This window comes from Rhodospirillum rubrum ATCC 11170 (genome assembly GCF_000013085.1).
GTDB lineage: Bacteria > Pseudomonadota > Alphaproteobacteria > Rhodospirillales > Rhodospirillaceae > Rhodospirillum > Rhodospirillum rubrum.
Genome location: NC_007643.1, coordinates 937,182 through 960,322 on the forward strand (window position 1 = coordinate 937,182; position 23,141 = coordinate 960,322).

The following is a 23,141-nucleotide window of genomic DNA, read 5'->3' on the forward strand; positions in this document are numbered from 1 at the left end:
TTTTTTTGGGGCGATGGCCAAGAGCGATTATAGAGGGGGGATACCCGCAAGGGTTTTTGTATACTAAATCTGTAGATATTGTTATTTTTAAGGGAGAGCGAAAGGCCTTCATCCTGGGCCGAGGGGAGACGAATGATGCCGCGCGACGATACTCTGCCGACCATCCGGCGCCGTCTGCCGCCACTGACCGCCTTGCGCACCTTCGAGGCGGTCGCCCGTCACCTGAGCGTGACCAATGCCGCCGACGAATTATCGGTGACGCCGGCGGCGGTCAGCCAGCAGATCCGCCAGCTTGAAGATACGCTGGGAACCGCCCTGCTGCGCCGCCATGGCCGGTCGCTGGCGTTGACCGATGCCGGGCGCGCTTTGCAGCCGGGCTTGAGCGAGGCTTTCGATCGGCTGGTGCAGGCGATCACCGAGATGCGGCCGGCCGCCGATGCCCGGCCGGTGGTGCGGGTGGCGGTCACGCCGTCCTTTGCCGAGAAATGGCTGGTGCCGCGCCTGGGTCTGTTCATCCGCGCCAATGAAGGGATCGACGTTCATGTCATGGCCGGCATGGAGCTGATGGATTTCGCCCGCGAGCCGGTCGATCTGGCGGTGCGCTTCGGCGCCGGGCGCTATCCCGGTCTGACTGTGGAACTGCTGCGCGAGGAGGAAGTCTTTCCCGTCTGCGCCCCGGCGCTGTTAAGCGGCGCCCAGCCGATCCGCAAGGTCGTCGATCTGCGCCACCATGTGCTGATCCATGACGACAATCCGGCCGAACGCGATGTCTGCCCGGATTGGACGATGTGGCTGACGGCGGCGGGATTTGCCGATCTGCCGGCGGCCAATGGCCCGCGCTTCAACCAGTCGTCGATGGTCCTCGAAGCCGCGGCCCAGGGCCTGGGCGTCGCCCTGGCCAAGGGGTTCCTGGCGCGCGCCGATCTGGAAAGCGGCCGCCTCGCCCGACCTTTCGCCGAAAACCACGCGCTGCGCTTCGCCTATTGGGTGGTCTCCACCCCCCAGGCCCTGGTGCGCCCCGAGGTCCGGCTGTTCCGCGACTGGCTGCTCGGCGAAGCCGCCGAATGATCCGCGCCGAGGCCTAGACCGGCGTCCTTGAAATCTGGTTCAGGCACGCCGGTCTAGGATCTTGATAGGGGAGCAAATCGTCGTCGCACTCTGGCTCAGATCGCTCGGGATTTGCCCTAACGAAAAGCCCCCCGGGAGGATCGGTCCCGGGGGGCTTTTGTCTTGGTCGGGGAGGCTCAGACGACGGCCAGCGCCTGATCGAGATCGGCGATCAGATCGCCGGCGTCTTCGATGCCGACCGACAGGCGGACCAGGGTGTCGGTGATGCCAAGGGCCGTCCGGCGTTCGACCGGGATCGATCCGTGGCTCATGGTCACCGGATGGCCGGCTAGGCTTTCCACGCCGCCCAGGCTTTCGGCCAGGGTGAACAGTTTCAAGGCTTCCAGGAAGCGCACGGTTCCGGCCAGATCGCTCTCGAGATCCAGGGTGAGCATGCCGCCGAAGGCGCGCATCTGCTGGCGGGCCAGTGCGTGCTGGGGGTGGCTGGCGAGGCCGGGATAAAGCACGCGGCGAACCTTGGCCCGGCCTTCCAGGGCATGGGCGACGGCCAAGCCATTGGCCGAATGGCGGTCCATGCGCAGGGCCAGGGTCTTCAGGCCGCGCAGGGCCAGGAAGGCGGCGAAGGGATCGAGCACGGCGCCGGTGGCGTTTTGCAGGAAGCCCAACTGGCTGGCGAGATCGGGATCCTTGACCACCACCACCCCGGCGATCACGTCGGAATGACCGTTCAGGTATTTGGTCGCCGAATGGACGACGATATCGATGCCAAGATCAAGGGGGCGCTGGATCCACGGCGTGGCGAAGGTCGAATCGACCACCGTGCGCAGGCCATGCTCCTTGGCCAAGGCGGCCAAAGCCGCGAGGTCGGCGATCTTGAGCAGCGGATTGCTTGGCGTTTCGATCCAGATCAGCTTGGTCTGCGGGGTGATCGCCTGGGCCACGGCGCCAAGGTCGCTGGGATCGACATAGCTGACCGTCAAGCCGGCCGAGCGCGCCCGCACCTTTTCAAACAATCGCCAGGATCCGCCGTACAGGTCGTCGCCGGCGATGATATGGGCGCCGTGGTCGAGCAGATCGAGAATGGTCGCCTCGGCGGCGAGGCCGGAGGCGAAGGCATAGCCGTTGGTGCCGCCTTCCAATTCGGCGACGGCGCGTTCAAAGGCGGCGCGGGTCGGATTGCCCGAGCGAGCGTATTCCCACCCCGTATGCTTGCCCGGCGAGGATTGGGCGAAGGTTGAGGTGGCGTAGATCGGCGTCATGACCGCGCCGGTGGTCGCATCGGCGCCATGGCCGGCGTGGACGGCCCAGGTGGCGAAGCCCTTGGTGGTGGTGATGATGGACGCGCTCATGCGGCTTTGCCCCTTAGATGGTTCAGGAAATCGATGCGGGTGATCAGCCCGAGGAAACCGCTGTCATCGACAACGATGGCGACGCGTCCGCGATCGAACAGCCCGACAAGGTGGTCGGCGTCGGCGTCGGGACCAACGGTTTCCAAATCGGTCGACATCGCCGCGCTGACGGCGACGTCGAACAGCCCGCCGCGCTCGCGCAGGCTGAGCAAAACGTCCGATTCGTCGATCAACCCGACGCAGCGGGTCCCGTCGAGAACGGGCAATTGGGAAACGTCGTAAAGCTTCATGCGCTGATAGGCGATGGCCAGGGTATCGCCGGGGGCGACGGAGACCACCGCGCCCTCGTCCTGGCGCCGCGCGATCAAGTCGCGCAGATCGCCAAAGCGCGGACGGTTGGACAGACCCTGATCGGCCATCCAGAAATCATTATACATCTTTGATAGGTATTTATTGCCACTGTCGCAGACGAAGCTGACCACCCGCTTCGGGCTGGTCTGTTCGCGGCAATAGCGCAAGGCCGCGGCCAGCAAGGTGCCCGAGGACGAGCCGATCAGCAGCCCTTCCTGGCGCAGCACGCCGCGCGCCGTGGCGAAGCTTTCGCCGTCGGGAATGGTATAGGCGTGGGTCACCCGCGACAGATCCGAGACCGGCGGCACGAAATCCTCGCCGATGCCTTCGACCAGCCAGGATCCCGCCGCGCCGATCCGCCCCGATGTCACGTAATCGGCCAGGATCGAGCCCTTGGGATCGGCCAGAACGATATCGGTCTGCGGCGAGACACGGGCGAAAAACCGCGACAACCCGGTCAGGGTGCCGCCCGATCCGACGCCGGCGACCACGGCGTCGACCCGGCCGTCCATCTGCTCCCAGATCTCGGGGCCGGTGCCGGTTTCATGGGCGATCGGATTGTCGGGATTGTTGAACTGATCGGTGAAGAAGGCCCCGGTCTCGTCGGCGATGCGCTGGGCCAGATCCTGGTAATAGGCCGGATGGCCCTTGCCGATATCCGAGCGCGTCAGCACCACCTCGGCCCCCATCGCCCGCACATGGGCGATCTTTTCCCGGCTCATCTTATCGGGGATGACCAGGGTCAAATGGTAGCCGCGGCGCGCCGCCACCAGGGCCAGGGCAAGGCCGGTGTTGCCCGCCGTCGCCTCGACGATCCTGCCCTTGGGCTTCAACCGGCCATCGCGTTCGGCGGCATCGATCATCGACACGGCGATGCGGTCTTTGATCGAACCCGAGGGGTTCTGGCTTTCAAGCTTCACAAACAGCGAACAGGGCCCGGTATCGAGGTGATCGAGGCGGACGATCGGCGTGTGACCGATCTGGGCGAGGAGATCGACGGGGGCTGTCATTTATAACTCCATAAAATCTATCAACTAAAAGGTAATGCCCCTTGACCGCGGCCGTCAAGGCTCAATAGTCTTAAATCCGCGCCTTGAGGGATGGACGGTGGTCCAACGCCCCTTTCGGTTGTCTGTTCCGGCTTGCAGGAGGACCGCCCGTGATCGTTACCGAAGCTTTGACCAAGGCGTTTTCCGGCCCCTTTGGCGCGATCGAGGTTCTGCGCGGCATCGATCTTGAGATCGCCAAAAGCGAGGTGTTCGGCGTCATCGGCCGTTCGGGGGCGGGCAAAAGCACCTTGGTGCGCTGTCTCAATCTGCTCGAACGGCCAACCGGCGGCCGGGTGTGGGTGGGCGGACGCGAATTGACCAGCTTTGACGAGCGGTCCCTGCGTCAGGCCCGGCGCGACATCGGCATGATCTTCCAGCATTTCAATGTGCTGTCGTCGCGCACGGCGGCCGACAACATCGCCTTGCCGCTGGAACTGGTCGGCCTACCCGGGCCGGTGATCCGGCGAAGGGTCGCCGAACTGCTTGATCTGGTCGGGTTGACCGACAAGGGCGAGGCCTATCCGGCCGAACTGTCGGGGGGTCAGAAGCAACGGGTGGGGATCGCCCGGGCTTTGGCCTCCAAGCCCTCGGTCCTGCTCTGCGACGAGGCGACCTCGGCGCTTGATCCCGAAACCACCAAATCGATCCTCGCCCTGCTCAAGGACATCAACCGCCGCCTTGGCCTGACCATCGTGCTGATCACCCACGAGATGCATGTGATCAAGGATATCGCCGACCGGGTGGCGGTGCTCGACCACGGACGGGTGGTCGAACAGGGGCGGGTGTTCGATGTCTTCACCGATCCCCAGCACGCCGTGACCCGGGCCTTCGTCCACGAGGTGCTGAACCGGGATCTGCCCGAGGTGCTGGTGCCGCGTCTGGCCACCACCCGGTTGGAGGGCGGGCCGGTGATCTGGCGGATCACCTTCACCGGGCCCTCGGCCAACGACCCTGTGGTGTCGGAGATGGTGCGGCGCTTCGGCCTCAGCTTCAACATCCTCTATGGCCACATCGACTACATCCAAGGCCTGCCCTACGGCACGCTGGTGGTCGAAGCCGCCGGCACCGAGTCGGCCCGGCACGCCGCCCTCGCGTATCTCTCCCAGAAAAACCTGAGCGTGGAGGTTCTTGGCCATGTCGCCACACCTGATCCAGTCACTGCTTGAGTCACTGTCCGAGACGCTGATCATGGTCGGGGCCTCAAGCCTGCTGGCCACGGTGTTCGGCGTGCCCTTGGGGGTTTTGCTGCTGGTTACCGGCAAGGGGCAGATCCTGGAACGGCCGCTGTTTAACAAGGTCGCCGGCGCCATCGTCAACGCCACCCGCTCGACCCCCTTCATCATCTTGATGGTGGCGATCATCCCGCTGACCCGGCTGATCGTTGGCACCTCGATCGGCACGGCGGCGGCCACAGTGCCGCTGGTCATCGCCGCCGTGCCCTTCGTCGCCCGTTTGGTGGAAGCCTCGCTGCGCGAGGTCGATACCGGTCTGGTCGAAGCCGCCCAGGCGATGGGGGCCTCGCCCGGCCAGATCATCACCAAGGTGATGTTGCCCGAGGCCATGCCCGGGATCACCGCCGGGTTGACGATCACCGTGGTCAGCCTGATCGGCTATTCGGCGATGGCCGGGGCGGTTGGCGGCGGCGGCCTGGGCGATCTGGGCATCCGCTATGGCTATCAGCGCTTCCAGGCCGAGGTGATGGTCGCCGTGGTCGTGGTGCTGATCGCCCTGGTCACGGTCGTTCAGGCCGCCGGCGACCGCTTGGCCACTCGCCTCAACAAGCGGGTGGTCCGCCAAGGTCCGCGTCTTTAGACCCCCCCATTTTCGGGAGCCCCGCCATGTCCACAGCCCACGCCCCCGTCCTCGCGCCGAAGGCGCCGTCCCTGGCCTCCGAGCGCCGCTATTGGGCTCCCGAGATCGAAACCCGCTCGCGGGCCGAATGGGATGCCCAAAGCCTGCGTCTTCTCCAGGCCCACCTGCGCTATGCCTATGGCAACGCCCCCTATTATCGGGCGCGCTTCGATGCCGCCCGCGTCCATCCCGATGATGTGCGCAGCCTTGATGACCTGCGGCGCTTCCCGTTGCTTGACAAGGGCGTGTTGCGCGCCCGCCAGCAAGCGGTGCCGTTGCTCGGCGATCTGGCCGCCGTTCCCGAAGACGAGGTGGTCTATGTCTCGGCCTCTTCGGGGTCGACCGGCGTGCCGACGCTTTCGCCCTTCACCGCCGGGGATTTCGACGACTGGATCGATTTCGAGGCCCGCTTGTTCTGGGCTTCGGGCCTGCGTCCGAGCGATCGCTACGCCCATTCCTTGAACTTCTCGCTGTTCGTCGGCGGCCCCTGCGTGCTTGGCGCCCAGAAGCTGGGGGCGCTGTCGATCCACGCCGGAACCGTGCCCTCGGATCGGCTGCTCGCCATCCTCCGCCAGTTCCAGGCGACGGCGATGTGGACGACGCCGTCCTATGCCTGGTACCTGGGCGAAACCGCCGCGAAGGAGGGGATCGATCCCCGACGCGATCTGGCGGTGCGGCGGATCTTCGTCGCCGGCGAGCCCGGCGGCTCGATCCCCGAGACCCGCGCCCGCATCGAGGCGCTATGGGGGGCGCGGGTTTACGACTATTACGGGCTGTCCGACATCTTCGGCGCCTGCGCGGGCATGTGCGAGGAGCGCCAGGGCCTGCATTGGGCCGAGGATCATATCCTGGTCGAGGTGCTCGATCCGCTGACCGGCGAGCCGGTGGCCGAGGGCGAGCGCGGCGAACTGGTGCTGACCACCCTGCGCAAGCGGGCGCGGCCGCTGATCCGCTTCCGTGTGGGCGATATCGTGTCGTTCACCAGTGAACCCTGCGCCTGCGGTCGGACCTCGAAGCGGTTGCTCGGCGTCCACGGCCGGGTCGATGACATGCTGATCATTCGTGGCGTCAACATCTTCCCCAGCGATATCGAGGCCATCGTTCGCAAGGACCATGACTTCACCGGCGAATACCGTCTGGTGGTCGAGCGCGTCGACCACCTCGATGCCTTGAGCGTCGAAGTCGAACATCGGGCCGGCCTCAATACCCCGCCCGAAGCTCTGGCGGCGCGGCTGCGCGGCCAGATCAAGGCGGTGACCGGGGTGGGGGCGCGGGTGGTCGTTCTCGCCCCCGACAGCCTGCCGCGCGCCACCCATAAGGCCAAGCGCATCGACGACCGCCGTACCGGGGTGTGGACGGCCTGAGCCCGGCCATTCCCGTTTCTCCCTAAAAAACCTTTGGAGAAAAAGCCATGAAGCCGTTTTTCAGGGGCGCCCTGGTGGCGCTCGCCCTTGCCGCGGGGGGATCGGCCGCCCTGGCCGCCGAACCGTTGAAGGTGGGCGTTTCCACCGGGCCTTATGCCGAGATCCTTGAATACGTCGCCGATCTCTATCAGAAGCAGGGCGGCGGGCCAGTCAAGGTGGTTGAATTCGCCGATTACACCTTGCCCAACGCGGCGCTGGCCCAGGGTGATATCGATTTCAACAATTTCCAGCACAAGCCCTATCTCGACAATCAGATCAAGACGCGGGGCTATGATCTGGTGCCGATCGAGAAAAGCATCGTCGTGCCGCTTGGGCTTTATTCCAAGGGTTTGAAATCGGTGGCTGATCTGAAGGACGGCGCCCAGGTGGCCATCCCCAATGATCCGGCCAATGGCTCGCGCGCCCTGTTGCTGCTCCAGCAGGCCGGGTTGCTCACCATCGATCCCAAGGCCGGCATCACCGCGACTCCGGCCGAGGTGATCGCCAATCCCAAGCACCTGAAGATCAAGGAAATCGACGCCGCCCAATTGCCGCGTTCGCTTGATGATGTCGATCTGGCGGCGGTGACGTTGAATTACGCGGTGGCCGGTGGCCTCAGCCCTAAGCAAGCCCTGGTTCTGGAAGGCGCCGATACGCCCTGGGGGCTGTGGTTCGTCGCCCAAAGCGCCCATAAGGACGATCCCAGGATCTTGAAATACATCGCCCTTTACCGCAGCCCCGAGGTGAAGGACTTCATCCTCAAGCGCTTCGACGGCACGATCATTCCGACGTGGTGAGGCGACTTCGGCCAAAAGGAAAAGGGCCCGGACGGGGTGGCGTCCGGGCCCTTTGATTTACCGGGAAAGCTGGGCGCCGGCCTGGGCCCGCCAGGGCCCCAATCCGTCGTCGCCGCGATGCATCAGGGGTATCAGCAAGACCAGCAACAACGCCCAGAAGGCGAAGGCGGCCAAGGGTTCCGCGCGCATGAAAGGACCCTCCCTGTCTGTTTCAGGCACCTGGGTCCGACGGTACTCTATCAGGCTACAATGTCAATAGACGATAAGGGTTAGTGTGCGGCTCCTCAGCCGGAGCGGCCGCGCCGGCTTTCAGATGGTATAGGCGAACGACTCATAAAGCAGGTCGTTGAGGATCTGGTCTTCGGTTGGCGCGGCGGCGCGGGTGATGAGCTTGGCGGGGACGCCGGCCACGGTGGTTCCGGCTTCGACCGAGCGCAGCACCACCGATCCGGCGGCGACCCGGGCGCTGGCGCCGATTTCGATATTGCCGAGGATCTTGGCCCCGGCGCCGATCATCGCCCCCTGGCGAACCTTGGGGTGACGGTCGCCGCTGTCCTTGCCGGTGCCGCCCAGCGTCACGTTCTGCAACAGGCAGACGTCGTTTTCGACCACCGCCGTTTCACCGACGACAAGGCCGGTGGCGTGATCAAGGAAAATGCCGCGGCCGAAGCGGGCGGCGGGGTGGATGTCGGTTTGAAAAACATCCGACGAGCGGCTTTGCAGATAAAGGGCGAAGTCGCGTTCGTCGTGATGCCACAGCCAATGGGCCAAACGGTGGGTCTGGATGGCGTGGAAGCCCTTGAAATACAAGAAGGGCTCGATGAAGCGCGCGCAGGCCGGATCACGTTCGACAACGGCGGCGATATCGGTGCGCAGGTCCTGGGCAATCTCGGGCATGGCCTCGACCGCGCGGTTGAAGGCATCGATGATGATGCCCAGGCCGACCAAATCGTTTTTCAGGCGGGCAGCGATGCGGTGAAAGGCGGCGGCCTCCAGGGTTGGCTGATTGAGGATGGACTCGACGAACAGCGGCGCCAGCATCGGGGCATGGGCATAGGCCTCGCGCGCTTCCTGGCGCAGGCGCAGCCACAGGGCGTCGAGAAAGCCTTCACTCGGTGGCACCCCATCGCCCCCCGTGCCGGCGATGACGGTCAGTCGTCCAAGGGTTGAGCGCATCCTCTGTCCCTCCTTGAGGCGACGGTATGGCTAGGGGGAAATCCGGCGGTGGAGAAAGGGCGCTGGGGAACACCCCTCCAGTGCGCTTGCCGACTGTCTGGCCGATGGGGTGGTCAATCAATTCAGAACATCTAAATCGTCGATTTAGCTATCCTTAAGGGTATTGAAAATGGCGGCCTTCCGCCCGGATGCCGCCATTCCCCACAAAATATTTGGATTTCAAGCGCTTGCGCTGACGGTGGTTGTGTAGATTTTTTCCAGCAAAGTCAGGGCGCCCCGGTAGCCAAGATAGCTGCGCGACAGCACGACTTCATAGGATGCCGGGAAGCCGACCTCGACGATCGCCCCCTTCAATTCCTTGGCAAGGTCGCGTTCCCAGGTGGTGCCAAACAGGATCGGCGCCTTGTGGCCGAAATCGGTGGCGCGGATCTTTTGGTGGATGGTGTAGCTGTCTTCTTCAAAAGAGACATCGGTGGCCACGTCATCGGCGATCGCGTGGTAATGGGCGCGGATATCCTCGCGCACCTCCTCGGGCGGATTGTCGGTGATGATCTGCAGCCCCGGTATCAGGCCCAACTGGTTTACCAGGAATTTGGTCAAGGCCAGATTATAGGCGCTGTCGCCGATGACGGCGAATTTGGCCGGCAGACCCCACCAGTACTCCGCGTAGAAATCGGTGAAGTCCTCCAGATAGCGGTAATAAACGGCTTCTTCGGCGGTGATGAAGGCCTCGACCACCGCGCTGTCGAGGCCGGCGAAAGCCGCCACCTCGCGCAGGAAGGCGCCGGTTTCCTTGGCGCCGATCGGGATGATCGGTCGATGCAGGGTCGGCTGGCCGTATTTGCGGTCCAAATGGCGCGCCGTGTCCAGCCCCAGCCAGGGCGAGAGCACCAGATTAAAGCCGGCGCGCGGGATGGCCTTCCATTCCGCCACCCCGGCCGATTGCGGGCCGAACAGGATATTGACCTTAAGGCCGATGCCTTCGAGCAGCCGCTTGATCTCGGTCAAATCACCGCGCCAGAAGGTGTTGTGGTAGGGCAGCAGTGACCAGACATTGACCGTATGGGGCTCGCGGGCCCCGTCGCGCTCCGCATCGTAATCGCCAACGAACTGGTCGATGATCGCCTTGGTCACCAGTTCGTGGCCGGTGAAGTTATTGCCGCGAAAGCCGCCAGTCTCGGCATAGACGATCGGCACGCCGCGCTTCTGATAGGGGCCGACCACCGAGCCGATGTCATCGCCGACCAGATCGGGAATACAGCCGGTCAGCACCACGAACAGGTCGGCGTCAAGCACCTGCAGCGAGGCGCCGATCAATTCGTCCAGGCGCTCGGCGCCGCCGAAGACCACCTCGCGCTCGGTGGCGTTGGTGCTCGGCACCACCGCTCCGCCGCCATAGCCGCCGCCCTGGAAGCCATTATAGAAGGCGACGTTCATGAACTGCTTGTCGGCGCAGCCCGGGCCGCAATGGGTGATCGGGATCACCCGTGGGATAGCCGAGGCGCTGTGCATGGCGCCGATCGAACAGATATAGCGCACCTGTTCGATCGAATTGGTCTTGGGGGCGGGTGGTGGCGCGGCCTTCGCCGTGACCTGGGAACGGGACTCTGCATCGGGCATGACGGGGCTCACTCTGCGGGACGGCGCGGCTGGCCGGCGCTTTGCCGGGCCAGATCGAAGGGATCGCGGGCCAGCCAGTCCTGGCGATAGGGCAGGCGGACATGGGCGGCGATGTCTTCGTGGAACTTGCGGTGGGCCAGCACATCGAGGATGGATTCACCCAGGTTCAAGATGCCCTGATAGCCCACGGCGATATGTTCATCGCCCAGCGGAATGGCCGGGATGCCCAGGCGCGAGGCCAGCGGCGCCAACCCGTTGTGGCGGATGATGATGAAATCGGGCTTCACCCGCTGAAGCAGGCCGTAGAACTGGAACTGCTGGCGATTGCCGACGCTGAAATGGCCGACGTCGCCATAGTTGTCGACCAGATGGGCAAGGGAATCCTGACGCGGATCCTGGCTGTCGTAGACCGGATCGTGGTGGAAGACCAACGAGCCGTCGACGGTGACGCCCAGTTCGCGCAGCACCTGGATCATGCCATGGGCATAGGCCGAGCCGGTGGAGACGAAGCCCTTGATGCCCTTGAGCTTCTCGCGCAGGGCCTCAAGCTGTGGCTTCACCCGGGCGTGCTCGCGGGCGATATAGGCCTCGGCCTGCTCCTCGCGGTGGGTGACGCGGGCGATCTCGCGCAGCCAGGCGTCGGTGCCGGCGAAGCCATAGGGCATGGGCGCCTTGACCTCGGGAACGCCGAATTCCTGTTCCAGGGCGGCGGCCATATAGGTCGACAGCGTGTAGCAGAAGCCGACGGTTGCCGCCGCCTCCGACATCTGGGCCAGATCCTCGACGGTGGCGAGATCGACGACGTAGTTCACCCGCAAACCCAATTCGCCGAGCATCGGGCCAAAGACATCCGATCCCCACAGATTGATGACGTTGACCAGGTCTTCCTGCTTGCGCTCGGGATTTTTGCGGACGATCTGGCGCAAGATGCCGTGCTGGGTGGCGTCGAAGCCGGTGCTCCAATGCTTGGATTTGAAGCCCTCGCAGTGCAGCGGTATGACCGGTATGCCGAACTCGGCTTCAAGCTGCGAAGCGACGCTTTCGATGTCGTCGCCAATGATCGCCGTCGGGCAGGAGGTGGCGATGAAAATGGCCTGGGGGTGATGGCGCTCCCAGGCGTCGCGGATGGTGCGTTCGAGCTTGTCGAGCCCGCCATAGACCATGTCGCGTTCGCGCAGGTTGGTGCTGATCAGATGGAGGTTCTCCACCGGCAGGCCGCGGATCGCCAGACCATTGCGGAAGATCGAATTATAGATCACCTGACCGGCGCCGCAGCCGATCGGCGAATGCTGGACCAGCACGGCGCCGCGCACGTTGCCGGCTTGGCATTCGACCATCTGTTCGCTACAGACCGAGCCCTGGCTGAACGGGCTGCGCATCTCGCAGACCCGGCGGGCCTTGGCGCCGCAGGCGCTGCCGCAGCCCTCGCTGCGCGCATAGGCCGATTCCTTGGACAGGTCAGAGGCCTTGCCGTCCCAGGCGATGATGGTGCCCAGCCGCTGTTCGCGGCTCTCGACCACCGATGTCTTGAGATTGATGGGCATGGAGCCGCTCCGTTATGAGGCCAGGGCGGGAATCGGCTGGCTCGCCCGTTCGATCTCGATCAATTGGTTGGCCCAGGATGCCGACCAGTCGCGCAGCTCTTGGGCGTTAAGCGGGGTCGGCACCTTCGAGTCCGTATGGTCGGCGATGCTGCGCGCCAGGGTCCGATAGATCTCGGCCTGGGCGGACTCGGGCGCCGCCTCGATCGTCGTGCGGCCCTGCAGTTCGGCCTGGGTGACGGTCAGCGAGCGCGGCACGTATTGGACGACCTGGGTCTGGGTGCGGGCGACGAAATCGTCGATGATGTCCCGGTGGAAATCGGTGTTGATCGAATTGGCGATCACCCCGCCAAGCAGGGCGCCCCCGGCGTTGGAGTACTTCTGAATGCCCTTGAACAGATTGTTCGCGGCATAGATCGCCATGAAATCCGACGACGACACGGTGAAGACATGTTCGGCGATGCCTTCACGGATCGGCACGGCGAAGCCGCCGCAGACCACGTCGCCCAGCACGTCGAAGATCACGTAATCAAGATCGAGCTCTTCGAAGACGTTCTGCTGCTTGAGCAGTTCGACGGCGGTGATGATGCCGCGACCGGCGCAGCCGACGCCTGGCGCCGGACCACCGGCTTCAACGCAATAGATGCCGCCAAAGCCCTGGAAGATCGCCTCATGGGCATCGACGCGGGCGTTCTCGCGCAGCAGGTCGAGCACCGAGGGGATGTAATCGCCGCCGCGCAGGGTATTGGTCGAATCGCTTTTGGGGTCGCAGCCGAACTGCATCACCTTGTAGCCGGCCTCGGCCAGGGCGGCGCTGATATTCGAGGTGGTGGTCGATTTGCCGATGCCACCTTTGCCATAGATGGCGATTTGTTTGGGACTTTTGGCCATGGTTCTCTCCGTCCTGACACGGGCTCGCCCAAAGGGGGGCTAGCCGTGGGAAAAGGTCGTGGCGTCAAGACGCCGGTCGTAAAGCAGGTCGGCGATATCGCTGACGCCGGGCACGCCGGCGGCATCGGCGCGGCAGCGCTGACAATGGGTAAAGACGCTGATGTGGCGTCCGGCCTCGCGCTGGGCCCGGGCCAGCAGGGCCGGGCTGGGGGCGGGGAGATGGGCGAGGTTATGGGTGGGGATCAAGGCGATGATGTTGAACAACGAGGCGCCGGCGGCCGCCACTTTTTGGGCGACGGCGCCGATGTGATCGTCGTTGACCCCGGGGATCAGCACGCAATTGACCTTGACCACCATGCCGAGAGCCACCGCCTTGGCGATGCCCTCAAGCTGGTTGGCGATCAGCACGCGGGCCGCCTCGATACCCTCCAGCCGCTTGCCGCGATCGGCGATCACCGGCGAAATCACCGCCTGGATCTCCGGGGCGACGGCATTGACGGTGACGGTCAGGGTCTGAACACCAACGGCGGCCAGCTCCTTGGCGCGATCGGGCAGGCGCAGGCCATTGGTCGACAGGCAGTTGATCAGCGTCGGAAAGTCCGCATGGATCAGGGCGAAGGTGTCGATGGCGTGATTGGTCGCCAAAGTGTCACCGGGGCCGGCGATGCCGACGACCGAGATTTCCGGGCAGAGCCGCAGCGCCCGGCGCACCACGTCAAGGGCTTGCTCGGGCTTGAGAAGCCGGCGCGCCACGCCGGGGCGGCGGTCGGAGGCGTTGAAATCCCGGGCGCAGAACTGGCAGGTGATATTGCAGGCCGGGCTGACCGGCAGATGCAGCCGCCCGGCCCGGGCATGGGCCTGGGGGGCGGGGTCGAAGCAGGGATGGCGACCGCGCAGGGCGACCACCGGGGCGGTGGCGCGACCGCCGTCGCCGCCGTCGCACGCCGTCCTGTCCCCGCAGCCGCCCCCCGCGCCACCGCAAGATGAAACTCCGCCGGCCGCAGGCTGGCGGGAAGGATAAGCAGGAACCGTCATGAAAGCCGTCTCCTTGGCGGAAACAGAAAAAGCGGACTCACGGTCTTGTGAGGGTGTGTCCGTGATAGTCTGGCCTGGGCCAGACCCGGAAAGCATCCTGTTTTGTCAGAAGACAAAAAAGATCTTCTGCTAACAGCTTTGCTTTGTTGAATATGTTACCGAACGATCTTTTCGCGAAACCGAGCGTGAATCAAATTACTATTTCTTCAGGGGTTATTTAGCGTGGGTTAAGGGAGGGGCGCTTTGGAAAAAAGGAAAAATCCCCGGGGCGGGGGGCGCGCCGGCTGGGCGACGACCCGAACGCCGCGCTTCGCAAAGGACCGATCCATGGTTGATCCCATCGAAGCCACCGATATCGCCGCCTGCGCCTGAAAGGGGCGAGGAGGGCTCATCATCGATCCTTTGCCGGCGACAGGGGGACTGGCTCATTGGCCAGGGGCGGCGAGGGGGGCTGGTCGCGATCGCCCGCCTCATAGGCGGTGAGGGCGAGCGCCAGGGCGAGGAGGCCGAGGGCGAAGCCAAGGAAGCCGAGACTGGCCGGGCCAAAAAGCGTGATGAACAGCCCGCCCAGGGCGCCGCCGCCGCCGATGCCCAGGTAGAGCACCGAGCTGTTGAGCGACACCGTGAAGCTGCCATAGGTTTTGGACAGCCCGAGCAGCCGGTGCTGGATCGGCACCAAATACATCCAACCGGCCATCCCCCAGACCAGCAAGACAAGGCACGACAGCAGCGGCGACGGCTGAACGAGGCTGACGCCAAGAAGGGCCGCCGTCTGCGCGCTGATGGCGAAGATCAGCACGCTGCGGGTGCCAAACCGATCGCTGCCATATCCCGACGCGGCGTTGCCGGCCACCGCGCCGATCCCGAAAAACACCAGGGCGATGGGAAGAACCGGCAGGCCGTCCCACAGGGTGTCGGCCAGGATCAGGCTGATGTAGCTGTAGACCGTATGTTCCGACAGCACCGCCAGGAAGGTGATGCCAAGGGGCGCGAGAACGGCGGGGCGGGAAACGGCGGCGAAGCGCTCGCGCAAGGTATGGATGCCCGGCGCGGCCAGGGCGGGCAGCAGCACGGCCAGACCGGCCAGGGTCAGCAGGCCAAGGCCGACGACGCCGATGAACGTCGCCCGCCAACCCAGGGTCTGGCCGATCAGGGTGCCAAAGGGAATGCCCAGCGCCGTCGCCACCGTCATGCCGCCATACACGATGGACAACGCCCAGCCCTTGCGCTCGGGCGGCACAAGCTGCGCGGCGACGGCCACCGCCTGGGGGGTGTAGCTGGCCGCGCCGAAGGCGGCGATGATCCGGCTGAGGGCGAGGAGGGCGAAAGAGGGCGCCGCCGCCGAGACGATATTGCCGAGCGCGAAGACGCCGAGGGCGAAAAGCAGCGATCGTCGCCGCCCCCATCCGCCGAGAAGCCAGGCGCTGACGGGGGCGAACACGGCGTAGGAGACGGCGAAAAGGGTGATCAACTGCCCCGCCGCGGCTCCCGACACCGCGAAGTCGTCGGCGATCTCGCGTAGAACGCCGGCGACGATGAAGGCATCGGTGCCGATGGCGAAGGTGCCAAGCCCAAGGACCCAGAGCAGCGGTTTGTTCACGGGCTCGGTATGGGAAAGAGAGGTCATGGTTTCATGCGACTCCTGGTGTCACCGTGTTCCAGACTTTGTCGAAGGCCGACAGCAAGGCCTTCACGTCGTCCCCGCTATGGGCGGCGGTCGGTGTGACTCGCAAGCGCTCGGTGCCTTCGGGAACCGTCGGGGCGTTGACCGGTTGGACATAGATGCCGAAGTCATCGAGCAACCTGCGGCTTATCTCCTTGCAACGATGGGGATCGCCGACCAGAACCGGCAGAACGTGGCTGTCATCGGAAACCAAGGGAATGCCCAGCCGCTTAAAGCCGGCCTTCACTTCGGCGACGCGGTCGAGCAGGCGTCGGCGCAGCTCGGGGTGGCGGGTGTTATAGGTCAGGGCGGCCAAAGCCGCCGCCACCACCGGGGCCGGGCTGGAGGTGCTGAAAACGAAGGCCGGGGCGTAGGAGCGCACGGCGTCGACAATGGCCTGCGGAGCGGCGATGCCCCGGCCCATGGTTCCGGCGCCGATGACGGCCACGGCTTGCCCGGAGGGGGGCTCGCGCAAGGGGGGAACGGCGGGGGGACGGAGGGGACTGTCGTGCGCGCTCTCTGGCATGGGAACCTCGACCGGGTCGGGTGTTGCTGAGGAGGCGGGGGACCCGTTGAAAGGGTGAAAACGAGTCCTCGTGTTGTTTTTGTTGTGACAGACCTCTTTTCTTTTGTCTAGTATGTTGATAGTCATTGTGTACGTTTTTGGAGCGCGCGCCGGTTGTGGTCCGGTGCGCCCGTCTTCGAGGATCCTTGGCACGTTTGCGGGCCGTCCCCGTTGGCCGGTCCGCTCAACCGCGCGCCCTTGGGGGCCGCACCGGAGGGGAAAATGGGAACCATGCGGTGGGTGTTGCTCGCGGCTTCGGCCGCTTTGTTGATGGCGCCGGCGTCTTTCGCCGTCGCCGGTACGCCAAAAGACACCTTGGTTTTCGCCCGTAACATCGACGAGATCATCTCGCTCGATCCGGCGGAAAACTTCGAAAGCGTCGGCGGAGAGACCCTTAACAATCTTTACACCCGCCTTGTGACCTTCGCGCCGGGGGATTTCGGCACGCTGGTCGGCGGAGCGGCCGAAAGCTGGACGGTCAGCGAGGATGGCAAGGTCTTCACCTTCAAGATCCGTCCGGGTCTGACCTTCCCCTCGGGCCGTCCGCTGCGCGCCCAGGACGCCGCCTTTTCCTTGCAACGCGCCGTTATCTTGGAAAAGACCCCGGCGTTCATCCTGACCCAGTTCGGCTGGACCAAGGACAACGTCAAAGACCTGATCCAGGCTCCCTCCGACGATACGCTGCGGCTGACCCTTCCCGAGGAACGGGCGCCCAGTCTGGTGATCAATTCCCTGACCGCCACCGTCGCCTCGGTGGTCGACGCCGAGGAAGCCTTGGCCCACGCCAAAGATAGTGATCTGGGGTCGGAGTGGCTGAAGACCACCGCGGCGGGGACGGGGGCCTATCGCCTGATCGAGTGGAAGCCCAAGCAGGCGCTAAGCTTTGAGGCCAACCCCAAGTATTACCTTGGCGAGGTCCCCTTGAAGCGGGTGATCGTCCGCCATATTCCCGATCCATCGAGCCAGCGGTTGCTGCTTGAAAAGGGCGATGTCGATATCGCCCGCGACCTCACGCCCGATCAGATCGCCACCTTGGAAGGCAAAAAAAACTTCCATATCTGGACCGATCCGAAGCAGACGGTCTATTACCTGAACCTCAACCTGAAAAACCCCGAGCTGGCCAAACCCAAGGTGCGCGAGGCGATCCGCTGGCTGGTCGATTACAAGGGTCTGGCCGAGACGGTTTTGAAGGGACGGGTCGAGGTTCATCAGGCGATCATCGGCAAGGGAACCTTCGGCTCGCTCGACGAAACCCCCTTCCGCCTCGACGTGGCCAAGGCCAAGGCCCTGCTCGCCGAAGCCGGGGTGGCCGACGGCTTCAAGATCACCATCGACAGCGCCAATTCCCCACCGGCCTCCGATATCGCCCAGTCCCTGCAATCGACCTTCGCCCAGGCTGGCATCACCCTTGAGATCATCCAGAGCGATCGCAAGCAGTTGCTGACCAAATACCGGGCGAGGGCGCACGATATCGTGATCATCACCTGGGAACCCGATTACCTCGACCCCCATTCCTCGACGGATTATTTCACGCGCAATACGGATAATTCCGATAGCGCCAAGTCGAAGACCCTGGCGTGGCGGGCGTCGTGGGATATCCCGGAGCTGACCCGCGAGACGGACAAGGCGGTGCTGGAGATCGATACCGAGAAGCGCAAGGCCGCCTATCTCGCCTTGCAACGCGAAATCCAGACCGACTCGCCGATCGTCGTGCTCTTCCAGAAGGTCGACCAGACCGCCGGACGCCAAGAGGTCACCGGCTTCGACTCGGGACCAACCGGCGATACGCTGGTTTATGCCCGCATTCGGAAAGATTAGGCCATGGCCGGTCCGTTCGATCAGGGGGGAGCCGCCGTCACCGGCGGCTTTCCCTCGGCCCGGGTCGCGCGCGGCGGGGCGCGGGGATTGGGGCTGGCCGGGCAGGTCGCCATCACCCTTCTCGGCCTCTTGCTGGTGACCTTCCTCATCGGCCGGCTGACGCCGATCGATCCGCTGCTCGCCCTGCTTGGCGATCGCGCCAGCGCCGCCACCTACGCCGCCGCCCGCCAGCGGCTTGGCCTTGATCTGCCGCTCTGGCGGCAGTTCGCGGTTTATGCCGGCGAAATCTTGCGCGGCAATCTCGGCCGCTCGACCCTGACCGGGCAACCGGTGCTGGCCGATATCGCCCAGTTTTTTCCGGCGACGTTTGAGCTGGCCAGTCTGGCCATTTTTTTCGGGGTCGTCTTTGGCGTGCCCGGCGGCGTTGTCGCCGCGACCCATAAGGGCGCATGGCCCGACCATGTTCTAAGGCTGGTCACCCTGGTGGGCTATTCCGTGCCGATCTTCTGGCTTGGCATCGTTGGTCTGGTGGTGTTTTACGCCAAGCTCGATTGGGTCGCCGGTCCGGGCCGCATCGATATCCTCTATCAGGATATCCCCGCCGTCACCGGGTTGATGCTTGTCGATACCGTTCTCGCCCGCTCGCCCGAGGCCTTCCTCGACGCCTTGCGCCACTTGATCCTGCCCGCGGCCATTCTCGGCTATTACGCGGCGGCGGTGATCGCGCGGATGACCCGGGCGGCGATGCTGGCCGAGCTCAGCCAGGACTACATCCTTACCGCCCGGGTCAAAGGCCTCGGCCGGCGGCGGGTGATCTGGGGCCACGCCTTTCCCAACGCCCTGGTCCCCATCATCACCATCATCACCTTGTCCTATGCCTCGCTGCTGGAAGGGGCGGTGCTGACCGAAACGATCTTCGCCTGGCCGGGGCTGGGCCTTTACATCACCCAGTCGCTGTTCAACGCCGATCTCACGGCGGTTCTGGGCGGGACGCTGGTGGTTGGCGTTTTGTTTATCGGCCTAAATCTGCTGGCCGATCTTTTCTCCATTCTGGCCGATCCGAGGGTGCGATGACCCTGTCAGCGTGGTTGTTCACCGAGACACCGGCTTCGCGGCGGCAGGCGCGGTGGGGGGCGCTGGCGCGCGGGGGCGTGGCGCTTCTGGGCAATCGGCTGGTGTGCGGCGGTCTGGCCGTCGTCATCGCGCTGGGGGTGGTGGCGGTCTTCGCCCCGGCCCTCGCCCCCTATGATCCGCTCGTTCAGGACCTGTCGCAGCGATTGCGCCCGCCCTCGGCGGCGCATTGGCTGGGAACGGACCATCTTGGCCGCGATATCTTCAGCCGGGTTCTGTGCGGAACGCCGATCACCTTGTCGATCGTCACCATCGCCGCCCTGACCGTGCTGCCGGTCAGCCTGATCATCGGCATGGTCGCTGGGTTTTTCGGCGGGATCGTCGATGCCGTGCTGATGCGTACGACCGACGTCTTCTTGTCGTTTCCGCTGCTGGTGCTCGCTCTGGCCTTGGCCGCCGCCCTGGGGCCCGGGCTGGTGAACGCGGTGATCGCCATCGCCCTGACCGCCTGGCCGCCGCTCGCCCGACTGGTGCGGGCCGAAACGCGCCGTTTGAAACAGGCCGATTTCGTCGCCGCCACCCGGCTGCAGGGCGCCTCGGCGCTGCGTCTGCTGAGCTTCGATATCCTGCCCCTGGTGCTGCCCGCCGCCCTGACCCGGCTCAGTCTTGATCTCGCCGGCATGATTTTGATCGCCGCCAGCCTTGGATTCCTGGGGCTGGGGGCTCAGCCGCCCTCGCCGGAATGGGGGGCGATGGTCGCCGCCGGCCGCACCTTCCTGATGGATCAGTGGTGGGTGGCGACCCTGCCCGGCGTGGCGATCTTCATCGTCAGCTTTGCCTTCAACCTGCTTGGCGACGGCGTCAGCGAGGTTCTTGATCCAAAGGAATGACCGGTCATGAATACTCTCAGCCCTTTGCTCGATGTGCGAACCCTATCGGTGGACTTTCCAACCCGTCACGGCCTTGCCGCCGCCCTGCGCGGGGTCTCGTTCTCGGTGGGACGCGAAAAGCTTGGCATCGTCGGCGAGTCCGGTTCGGGCAAATCAACCGTCGCCCGGGCGATCCTCGATAGTCTTCCCCCCCAGGCCCGGGTCAGCGTCGAGGGATTGACCTTCGAGGGGGCCGATCTGCGGACGATGCCCAAGGCAAGGCGGGCGGGGCTTCTGGGCCGCCGTCTGTCGATGGTGCCGCAAGACCCCCGTTTTGGCTTGAATCCGGTGATCAGCGTCGGCCGCCAAATCGCCGAAAGCTATCGCCTTGTCGGCGGCCATGGTCGGCGCGAGGCGCGGGCCCTGGCGCTCGACGCCCTGGCGATGGTCAAGATCGCCGATCCGCGCGCCACCTATGATCGCTATCCCCACCAGTTGTCGGGGGGGATGGGGCAAAGGGTGATGATCGCCATGATGCTGGCGCCGGGGCCCGCCTTGTTGTTCGCCGACGAGCCGACCTCGGCGCTGGATTCGACCACGACTGGGCATGTCCTTGAAACCCTTCATGATCTGGTTTCGGCGCGCGGCATGGGGTTGGTTCTCATCAGCCATGACCTGGATCTGGTCGCCGCCTTTTGTGATCGCATCTTGGTGATGAACCAGGGGGAAATCGTTGAGAGCTGCCGGGCGGGCGATCTGTCGCGCGTCCGCCATCCCTATAGCCGGCGGTTGCTGGCGGCGGTGCCCCGGCTGCCGGTGCCCCGCGACAGGAGTTCCGCCGCCCTGGGGGGGCGGTGATGGCGGCGGCGGGGGTATTGCTTCATGTGCGCGATCTTTCGGTGCGCTTTGGCAAGGCGGTGGCCCTGCACCCCCTGTCCTTCGATGTCGAGCCGGGCGGCTGCCTGGGGCTGGTTGGGGAATCGGGATCGGGCAAGACCACCCTGGTACGCGCCCTTGTCGGCCTGATCGACGGCTGGCGTGGGGAGATCCGCATCGACGGCCAACCGCTGGCGCCCCATCGCGACCGCAAGGCCTTCGCCAGGTTGGTGCAGATGGTCTTTCAAGATCCCTATGGCTCGCTGCACCCGCGCAAGACCATCGAAACCCATCTGGCCGAGCCGCTGGAAATCCATGGTCTGGCCTATGGGGTCGGGCGGATCGCCGAGGCCTTGGCCGATGTTGGGTTGGCCGCCGAACTGCGTTACCGCTATCCCCATCAGCTGTCGGGGGGGCAGCGCCAAAGGGTGGCGATCGCCCGGGCCTTGATCCTCAAGCCCCGGCTGCTGTTGCTCGACGAGCCGACCTCGGCGCTCGATGTGACGGTGCAGGCCGATATCCTTGACCTTCTCGACCGGCTGCGGGCCGAGCATGGCTTCACCAGCGTGTTGATCAGCCACAATCTACCGGTGGTCGCCCGCCTGTGCGAGCGCATCCTGGTTCTGGCCAAAGGCCGCCTGTGCGAGGAGATCGACCGCGACTCCCTCGCCTCGGGTCTGGTCGCGACCGCCGAGGCCCGCGCCCTGATCGCCGCAAGCCACCCCCGGGCCTATCGCTAGATGTTTAGTCCCAGAAATTGGTGGTGCGGATCGAGGCTGAAACGAGCCGGTTCGGTTAACCAGGTTTTGCAGACGAATTCGTAGGGCGTGAGCCCTGCTTACCGTTTCGGAAGCGCATTCGACACACCCCGGCACAACCCGCCCGGCGCAAGATCGGGCGCGATGAACGATACCCCTGCGGATCAGGCAAAAAGTTCAAACATTGCCTGCTCCCGTAACTAGATATTAAGCCGTTGATTCCAGATCAAAATCAGCGGTTTTTTGCTTTGTGGAATCCAAAGCTTTCAGATCGTCGTGGAAGCGCCAGCGGGAAAGTCCTGTCGCAAAATCGGTGGCCACTCCGTCAAGTTTTTCCGCTGAGTAGGGCAAATCAGAAACGAAATCGGGGGCGCGACTGGGGGCGCGTGCACTCTAATCGGCGATGGCCTTTTTGAGAAGGCAGGTGGCGCATCGTTCCGACACGATTTTGAGGAGACGCGATTTTCGTTCCAAGCTGGCGCTCGTTTCATCCATCACGCTGTGATCTTCGCCCGAAGGTCCGGCAAGTCCCTCTTTCAACTCGCAGACCGAACATTGTTTCGATAATACCTTGGCCAAGCTGAGGAAGCGGCGAAAGGCGGGGTTGTCGTTCGTTGGCAGCCACACCGCGTGAAAGAACAGGCTTTCGCCGGTGATGGGTCGACATGCTACCCCCTGAATCGGGTGCGAGACTCTCGCCTCGCCAATCACGGTCACGTCGGAACCGTTGGCGATAACCCGCATCACCGTATCCCGGTAGACGGTTAGCAAGTCGGCTTTGAGCAGAAATCCGAATCCCACGAGGCGTTCGGTCAAGTAATCCAGGAGTTCGGGTCCCGGCGGCACCTCGCTGAAGATGAAATGGCGTTCCCGCAGATCGTCCCATGTGACGACATCGTGCCTCGTGAGAGGATCGTCCTGGGCCATCGCCGCAAAAAGGCGCTCTTCCCAAAGGCCCAAGGCGTCGCATCCCTCCGCCTTTTCCGGATGGGGCAGAAAAGCCAGGTCAAGCCGGTGGTGTTGGAGGGCCGCTCTATGATCGGCCGCGCCGCCTTCGCTATAGAGGATCCGCACACCGGGGTAGGCCGCACAGTAGATTTTTATCAGCATGGCCGGGAACGGAGCGGCCAGCGACGACAGAAGGCCGAGGCGGACGAACCCGTTCCGCCCTGTGCCCGCAATTCCGGCCTCGCAGATCGCATGCCTGACTTCCGTCATCGCTCGACGCGCCCGAACCAGGAACTGCTCGCCGGCGAAGGTGAGTGTCACGCCATTGGGGCGGCGGAGGAACAGAGCGACGCCGATCTCATCCTCCAGATGCCCGATGCAGCGGCTGATCGTCGAAACCCGGATACCCATCGCCCCCGCCGCGCGCCGGAAGCTTCCGTGC

At 64.6% G+C, this 23,141-nt stretch carries 22 protein-coding genes; 11 read left to right on the forward strand and 11 right to left on the reverse strand.

Translation table 11 applies throughout. The features are described from left to right. The first annotated feature begins 132 nt into the window (after positions 1-132). Positions 133-1,068, forward strand: a complete 936-nt coding sequence (gcvA, locus tag RRU_RS04115) for a transcriptional regulator GcvA (protein WP_011388543.1) — start codon at positions 133-135, stop codon at positions 1,066-1,068. 176 nt (positions 1,069-1,244) lie between these two features. Here gcvA and RRU_RS04120 read toward each other — a convergent pair whose 3' ends face one another. Together RRU_RS04120 and RRU_RS04125 are read right to left on the reverse strand one after the other, a co-directional pair. Continuing rightward, positions 1,245-2,417 carry a trans-sulfuration enzyme family protein gene (locus RRU_RS04120; RefSeq protein ID WP_011388544.1) on the reverse strand — a complete coding sequence of 391 codons (1,173 nt, stop codon included), beginning with the start codon at positions 2,415-2,417 and terminating at the stop codon, positions 1,245-1,247. Continuing rightward, positions 2,414-3,778: a pyridoxal-phosphate dependent enzyme gene (locus RRU_RS04125; RefSeq protein ID WP_011388545.1), complete on the reverse strand. Its 1,365-nt coding sequence runs from the start codon at positions 3,776-3,778 to the stop codon at positions 2,414-2,416. Before RRU_RS04125 ends, RRU_RS04120 begins: the two co-directional genes overlap by 4 nt. A gap of 149 nt (positions 3,779-3,927) precedes the next feature. Here RRU_RS04125 and RRU_RS04130 point away from each other — a divergent pair, with 149 nt between their 5' ends. The 4 genes from RRU_RS04130 to RRU_RS04145 are packed head-to-tail and all read left to right on the forward strand — an operon-like array spanning position 3,928 to position 7,868. Further along, positions 3,928-4,983: a methionine ABC transporter ATP-binding protein gene (locus tag RRU_RS04130; protein WP_011388546.1), complete on the forward strand. Its 1,056-nt coding sequence runs from the start codon at positions 3,928-3,930 to the stop codon at positions 4,981-4,983. Beyond that, positions 4,952-5,629: a methionine ABC transporter permease gene (locus RRU_RS04135; protein ID WP_011388547.1), complete on the forward strand. Its 678-nt coding sequence runs from the start codon at positions 4,952-4,954 to the stop codon at positions 5,627-5,629. The genes RRU_RS04130 and RRU_RS04135 overlap by 32 nt, the downstream gene beginning before the upstream one ends. A gap of 26 nt (positions 5,630-5,655) precedes the next feature. After that, complete coding sequence (locus RRU_RS04140; RefSeq protein WP_011388548.1) at positions 5,656-7,032, forward strand: phenylacetate--CoA ligase; 1,377 nt, start codon at positions 5,656-5,658, stop codon at positions 7,030-7,032. 47 nt (positions 7,033-7,079) lie between these two features. Beyond that, positions 7,080-7,868, forward strand: a complete 789-nt coding sequence (locus RRU_RS04145; protein WP_011388549.1) for a MetQ/NlpA family ABC transporter substrate-binding protein — start codon at positions 7,080-7,082, stop codon at positions 7,866-7,868. Between the two features lie 57 nt (positions 7,869-7,925). Here RRU_RS04145 and RRU_RS20130 read toward each other — a convergent pair whose 3' ends face one another. From RRU_RS20130 to RRU_RS04180, 8 genes are all read right to left on the reverse strand, one after another. Next, on the reverse strand, positions 7,926-8,057 hold the full coding sequence (locus RRU_RS20130) for a hypothetical protein (RefSeq protein ID WP_014626024.1): 132 nt from the start codon (positions 8,055-8,057) through the stop codon (positions 7,926-7,928). A 120-nt stretch (positions 8,058-8,177) separates the two neighbouring features. After that, positions 8,178-9,044 carry a serine O-acetyltransferase gene (cysE, locus tag RRU_RS04150; RefSeq protein ID WP_011388550.1) on the reverse strand — a complete coding sequence of 289 codons (867 nt, stop codon included), beginning with the start codon at positions 9,042-9,044 and terminating at the stop codon, positions 8,178-8,180. A gap of 219 nt (positions 9,045-9,263) precedes the next feature. After that, a complete protein-coding gene (locus RRU_RS04155; RefSeq protein WP_011388551.1) occupies positions 9,264-10,664 on the reverse strand; it encodes a nitrogenase component 1 in 1,401 nt (466 codons plus the stop codon). A gap of 8 nt (positions 10,665-10,672) precedes the next feature. After that, on the reverse strand, positions 10,673-12,208 hold the full coding sequence (locus RRU_RS04160) for a nitrogenase component 1 (RefSeq protein WP_011388552.1): 1,536 nt from the start codon (positions 12,206-12,208) through the stop codon (positions 10,673-10,675). Between the two features lie 12 nt (positions 12,209-12,220). After that, the gene (nifH, locus tag RRU_RS04165; protein ID WP_011388553.1) at positions 12,221-13,096 is read right to left on the reverse strand and encodes a nitrogenase iron protein; all 876 of its coding nucleotides are present in this window, start codon (positions 13,094-13,096) and stop codon (positions 12,221-12,223) included. 39 nt (positions 13,097-13,135) lie between these two features. Beyond that, on the reverse strand, positions 13,136-14,131 hold the full coding sequence (locus tag RRU_RS04170) for a radical SAM protein (RefSeq protein ID WP_011388554.1): 996 nt from the start codon (positions 14,129-14,131) through the stop codon (positions 13,136-13,138). A gap of 391 nt (positions 14,132-14,522) precedes the next feature. After that, positions 14,523-15,758, reverse strand: a complete 1,236-nt coding sequence (locus RRU_RS04175) for an MFS transporter (protein ID WP_011388555.1) — start codon at positions 15,756-15,758, stop codon at positions 14,523-14,525. Between the two features lie 4 nt (positions 15,759-15,762). Then, positions 15,763-16,320 (reverse strand): aminotransferase class I/II-fold pyridoxal phosphate-dependent enzyme, encoded by a 558-nt coding sequence (locus RRU_RS04180; protein ID WP_011388556.1) that lies wholly within the window; start codon positions 16,318-16,320, stop codon positions 15,763-15,765. Positions 16,321-16,581: 261 nt separating this feature from the next. On the opposite strand from RRU_RS04180, the gene RRU_RS04185 reads away from it, so the two are divergent. The 6 genes from RRU_RS04185 (at position 16,582) to RRU_RS20200 (ending at position 21,951) form a co-directional block, all read left to right on the forward strand. Continuing rightward, positions 16,582-18,177, forward strand: a complete 1,596-nt coding sequence (locus RRU_RS04185) for an ABC transporter substrate-binding protein (RefSeq protein ID WP_011388557.1) — start codon at positions 16,582-16,584, stop codon at positions 18,175-18,177. 3 nt (positions 18,178-18,180) lie between these two features. Further along, on the forward strand, positions 18,181-19,251 hold the full coding sequence (locus RRU_RS04190; RefSeq protein ID WP_011388558.1) for an ABC transporter permease: 1,071 nt from the start codon (positions 18,181-18,183) through the stop codon (positions 19,249-19,251). Next, positions 19,248-20,138 (forward strand): ABC transporter permease, encoded by an 891-nt coding sequence (locus RRU_RS04195; RefSeq protein ID WP_011388559.1) that lies wholly within the window; start codon positions 19,248-19,250, stop codon positions 20,136-20,138. The genes RRU_RS04190 and RRU_RS04195 overlap by 4 nt, the downstream gene beginning before the upstream one ends. 6 nt (positions 20,139-20,144) lie before the next feature. After that, on the forward strand, positions 20,145-20,975 hold the full coding sequence (locus RRU_RS04200) for an ABC transporter ATP-binding protein (RefSeq protein WP_011388560.1): 831 nt from the start codon (positions 20,145-20,147) through the stop codon (positions 20,973-20,975). Further along, positions 20,975-21,733, forward strand: a complete 759-nt coding sequence (locus RRU_RS04205; protein WP_011388561.1) for an ABC transporter ATP-binding protein — start codon at positions 20,975-20,977, stop codon at positions 21,731-21,733. The genes RRU_RS04200 and RRU_RS04205 overlap by 1 nt, the downstream gene beginning before the upstream one ends. Positions 21,734-21,885: 152 nt before the next feature. After that, entirely contained in the window at positions 21,886-21,951 is a 66-nt protein-coding gene (locus RRU_RS20200; protein ID WP_369012358.1) for an SEC-C metal-binding domain-containing protein, read from the forward strand. A 193-nt stretch (positions 21,952-22,144) separates the two neighbouring features. Here the strand turns inward: RRU_RS20200 and RRU_RS04215 are convergent, their stop codons facing one another. After that, positions 22,145-23,110 carry a LysR family transcriptional regulator gene (locus tag RRU_RS04215; protein ID WP_011388562.1) on the reverse strand — a complete coding sequence of 322 codons (966 nt, stop codon included), beginning with the start codon at positions 23,108-23,110 and terminating at the stop codon, positions 22,145-22,147. Positions 23,111-23,141: the final 31 nt, after the last annotated feature.

Bases quoted from the DNA above. Each gene is read 5' to 3' on its own strand.
- RRU_RS04145 (WP_011388549.1), top strand. From the start codon at position 7,080: ATGAAGCCGTTTTTCAGGGGCGCCCTGGTGGCGCTCGCCCTTGCCGCG.
- RRU_RS04215 (WP_011388562.1), bottom strand. From the start codon at position 23,110: ATGGGTATCCGGGTTTCGACGATCAGCCGCTGCATCGGGCATCTGGAG.
- RRU_RS04200 (WP_011388560.1), top strand. From the start codon at position 20,145: ATGAATACTCTCAGCCCTTTGCTCGATGTGCGAACCCTATCGGTGGAC.
- RRU_RS04205 (WP_011388561.1), top strand. From the start codon at position 20,975: ATGGCGGCGGCGGGGGTATTGCTTCATGTGCGCGATCTTTCGGTGCGC.
- RRU_RS04160 (WP_011388552.1), bottom strand. From the start codon at position 12,208: ATGCCCATCAATCTCAAGACATCGGTGGTCGAGAGCCGCGAACAGCGG.
- RRU_RS04135 (WP_011388547.1), top strand. From the start codon at position 4,952: ATGTCGCCACACCTGATCCAGTCACTGCTTGAGTCACTGTCCGAGACG.
- RRU_RS04185 (WP_011388557.1), top strand. From the start codon at position 16,582: ATGGGAACCATGCGGTGGGTGTTGCTCGCGGCTTCGGCCGCTTTGTTG.
- RRU_RS20130 (WP_014626024.1), bottom strand. From the start codon at position 8,057: ATGCGCGCGGAACCCTTGGCCGCCTTCGCCTTCTGGGCGTTGTTGCTG.
- RRU_RS04170 (WP_011388554.1), bottom strand. From the start codon at position 14,131: ATGACGGTTCCTGCTTATCCTTCCCGCCAGCCTGCGGCCGGCGGAGTT.
- cysE (WP_011388550.1), bottom strand. From the start codon at position 9,044: ATGCGCTCAACCCTTGGACGACTGACCGTCATCGCCGGCACGGGGGGC.
- gcvA (WP_011388543.1), top strand. From the start codon at position 133: ATGATGCCGCGCGACGATACTCTGCCGACCATCCGGCGCCGTCTGCCG.
- RRU_RS04120 (WP_011388544.1), bottom strand. From the start codon at position 2,417: ATGAGCGCGTCCATCATCACCACCACCAAGGGCTTCGCCACCTGGGCC.
- RRU_RS04175 (WP_011388555.1), bottom strand. From the start codon at position 15,758: ATGACCTCTCTTTCCCATACCGAGCCCGTGAACAAACCGCTGCTCTGG.
- RRU_RS04140 (WP_011388548.1), top strand. From the start codon at position 5,656: ATGTCCACAGCCCACGCCCCCGTCCTCGCGCCGAAGGCGCCGTCCCTG.
- RRU_RS04190 (WP_011388558.1), top strand. From the start codon at position 18,181: ATGGCCGGTCCGTTCGATCAGGGGGGAGCCGCCGTCACCGGCGGCTTT.
- RRU_RS04180 (WP_011388556.1), bottom strand. From the start codon at position 16,320: ATGCCAGAGAGCGCGCACGACAGTCCCCTCCGTCCCCCCGCCGTTCCC.
- RRU_RS04195 (WP_011388559.1), top strand. From the start codon at position 19,248: ATGACCCTGTCAGCGTGGTTGTTCACCGAGACACCGGCTTCGCGGCGG.
- RRU_RS04125 (WP_011388545.1), bottom strand. From the start codon at position 3,778: ATGACAGCCCCCGTCGATCTCCTCGCCCAGATCGGTCACACGCCGATC.
- RRU_RS04155 (WP_011388551.1), bottom strand. From the start codon at position 10,664: ATGCCCGATGCAGAGTCCCGTTCCCAGGTCACGGCGAAGGCCGCGCCA.
- nifH (WP_011388553.1), bottom strand. From the start codon at position 13,096: ATGGCCAAAAGTCCCAAACAAATCGCCATCTATGGCAAAGGTGGCATC.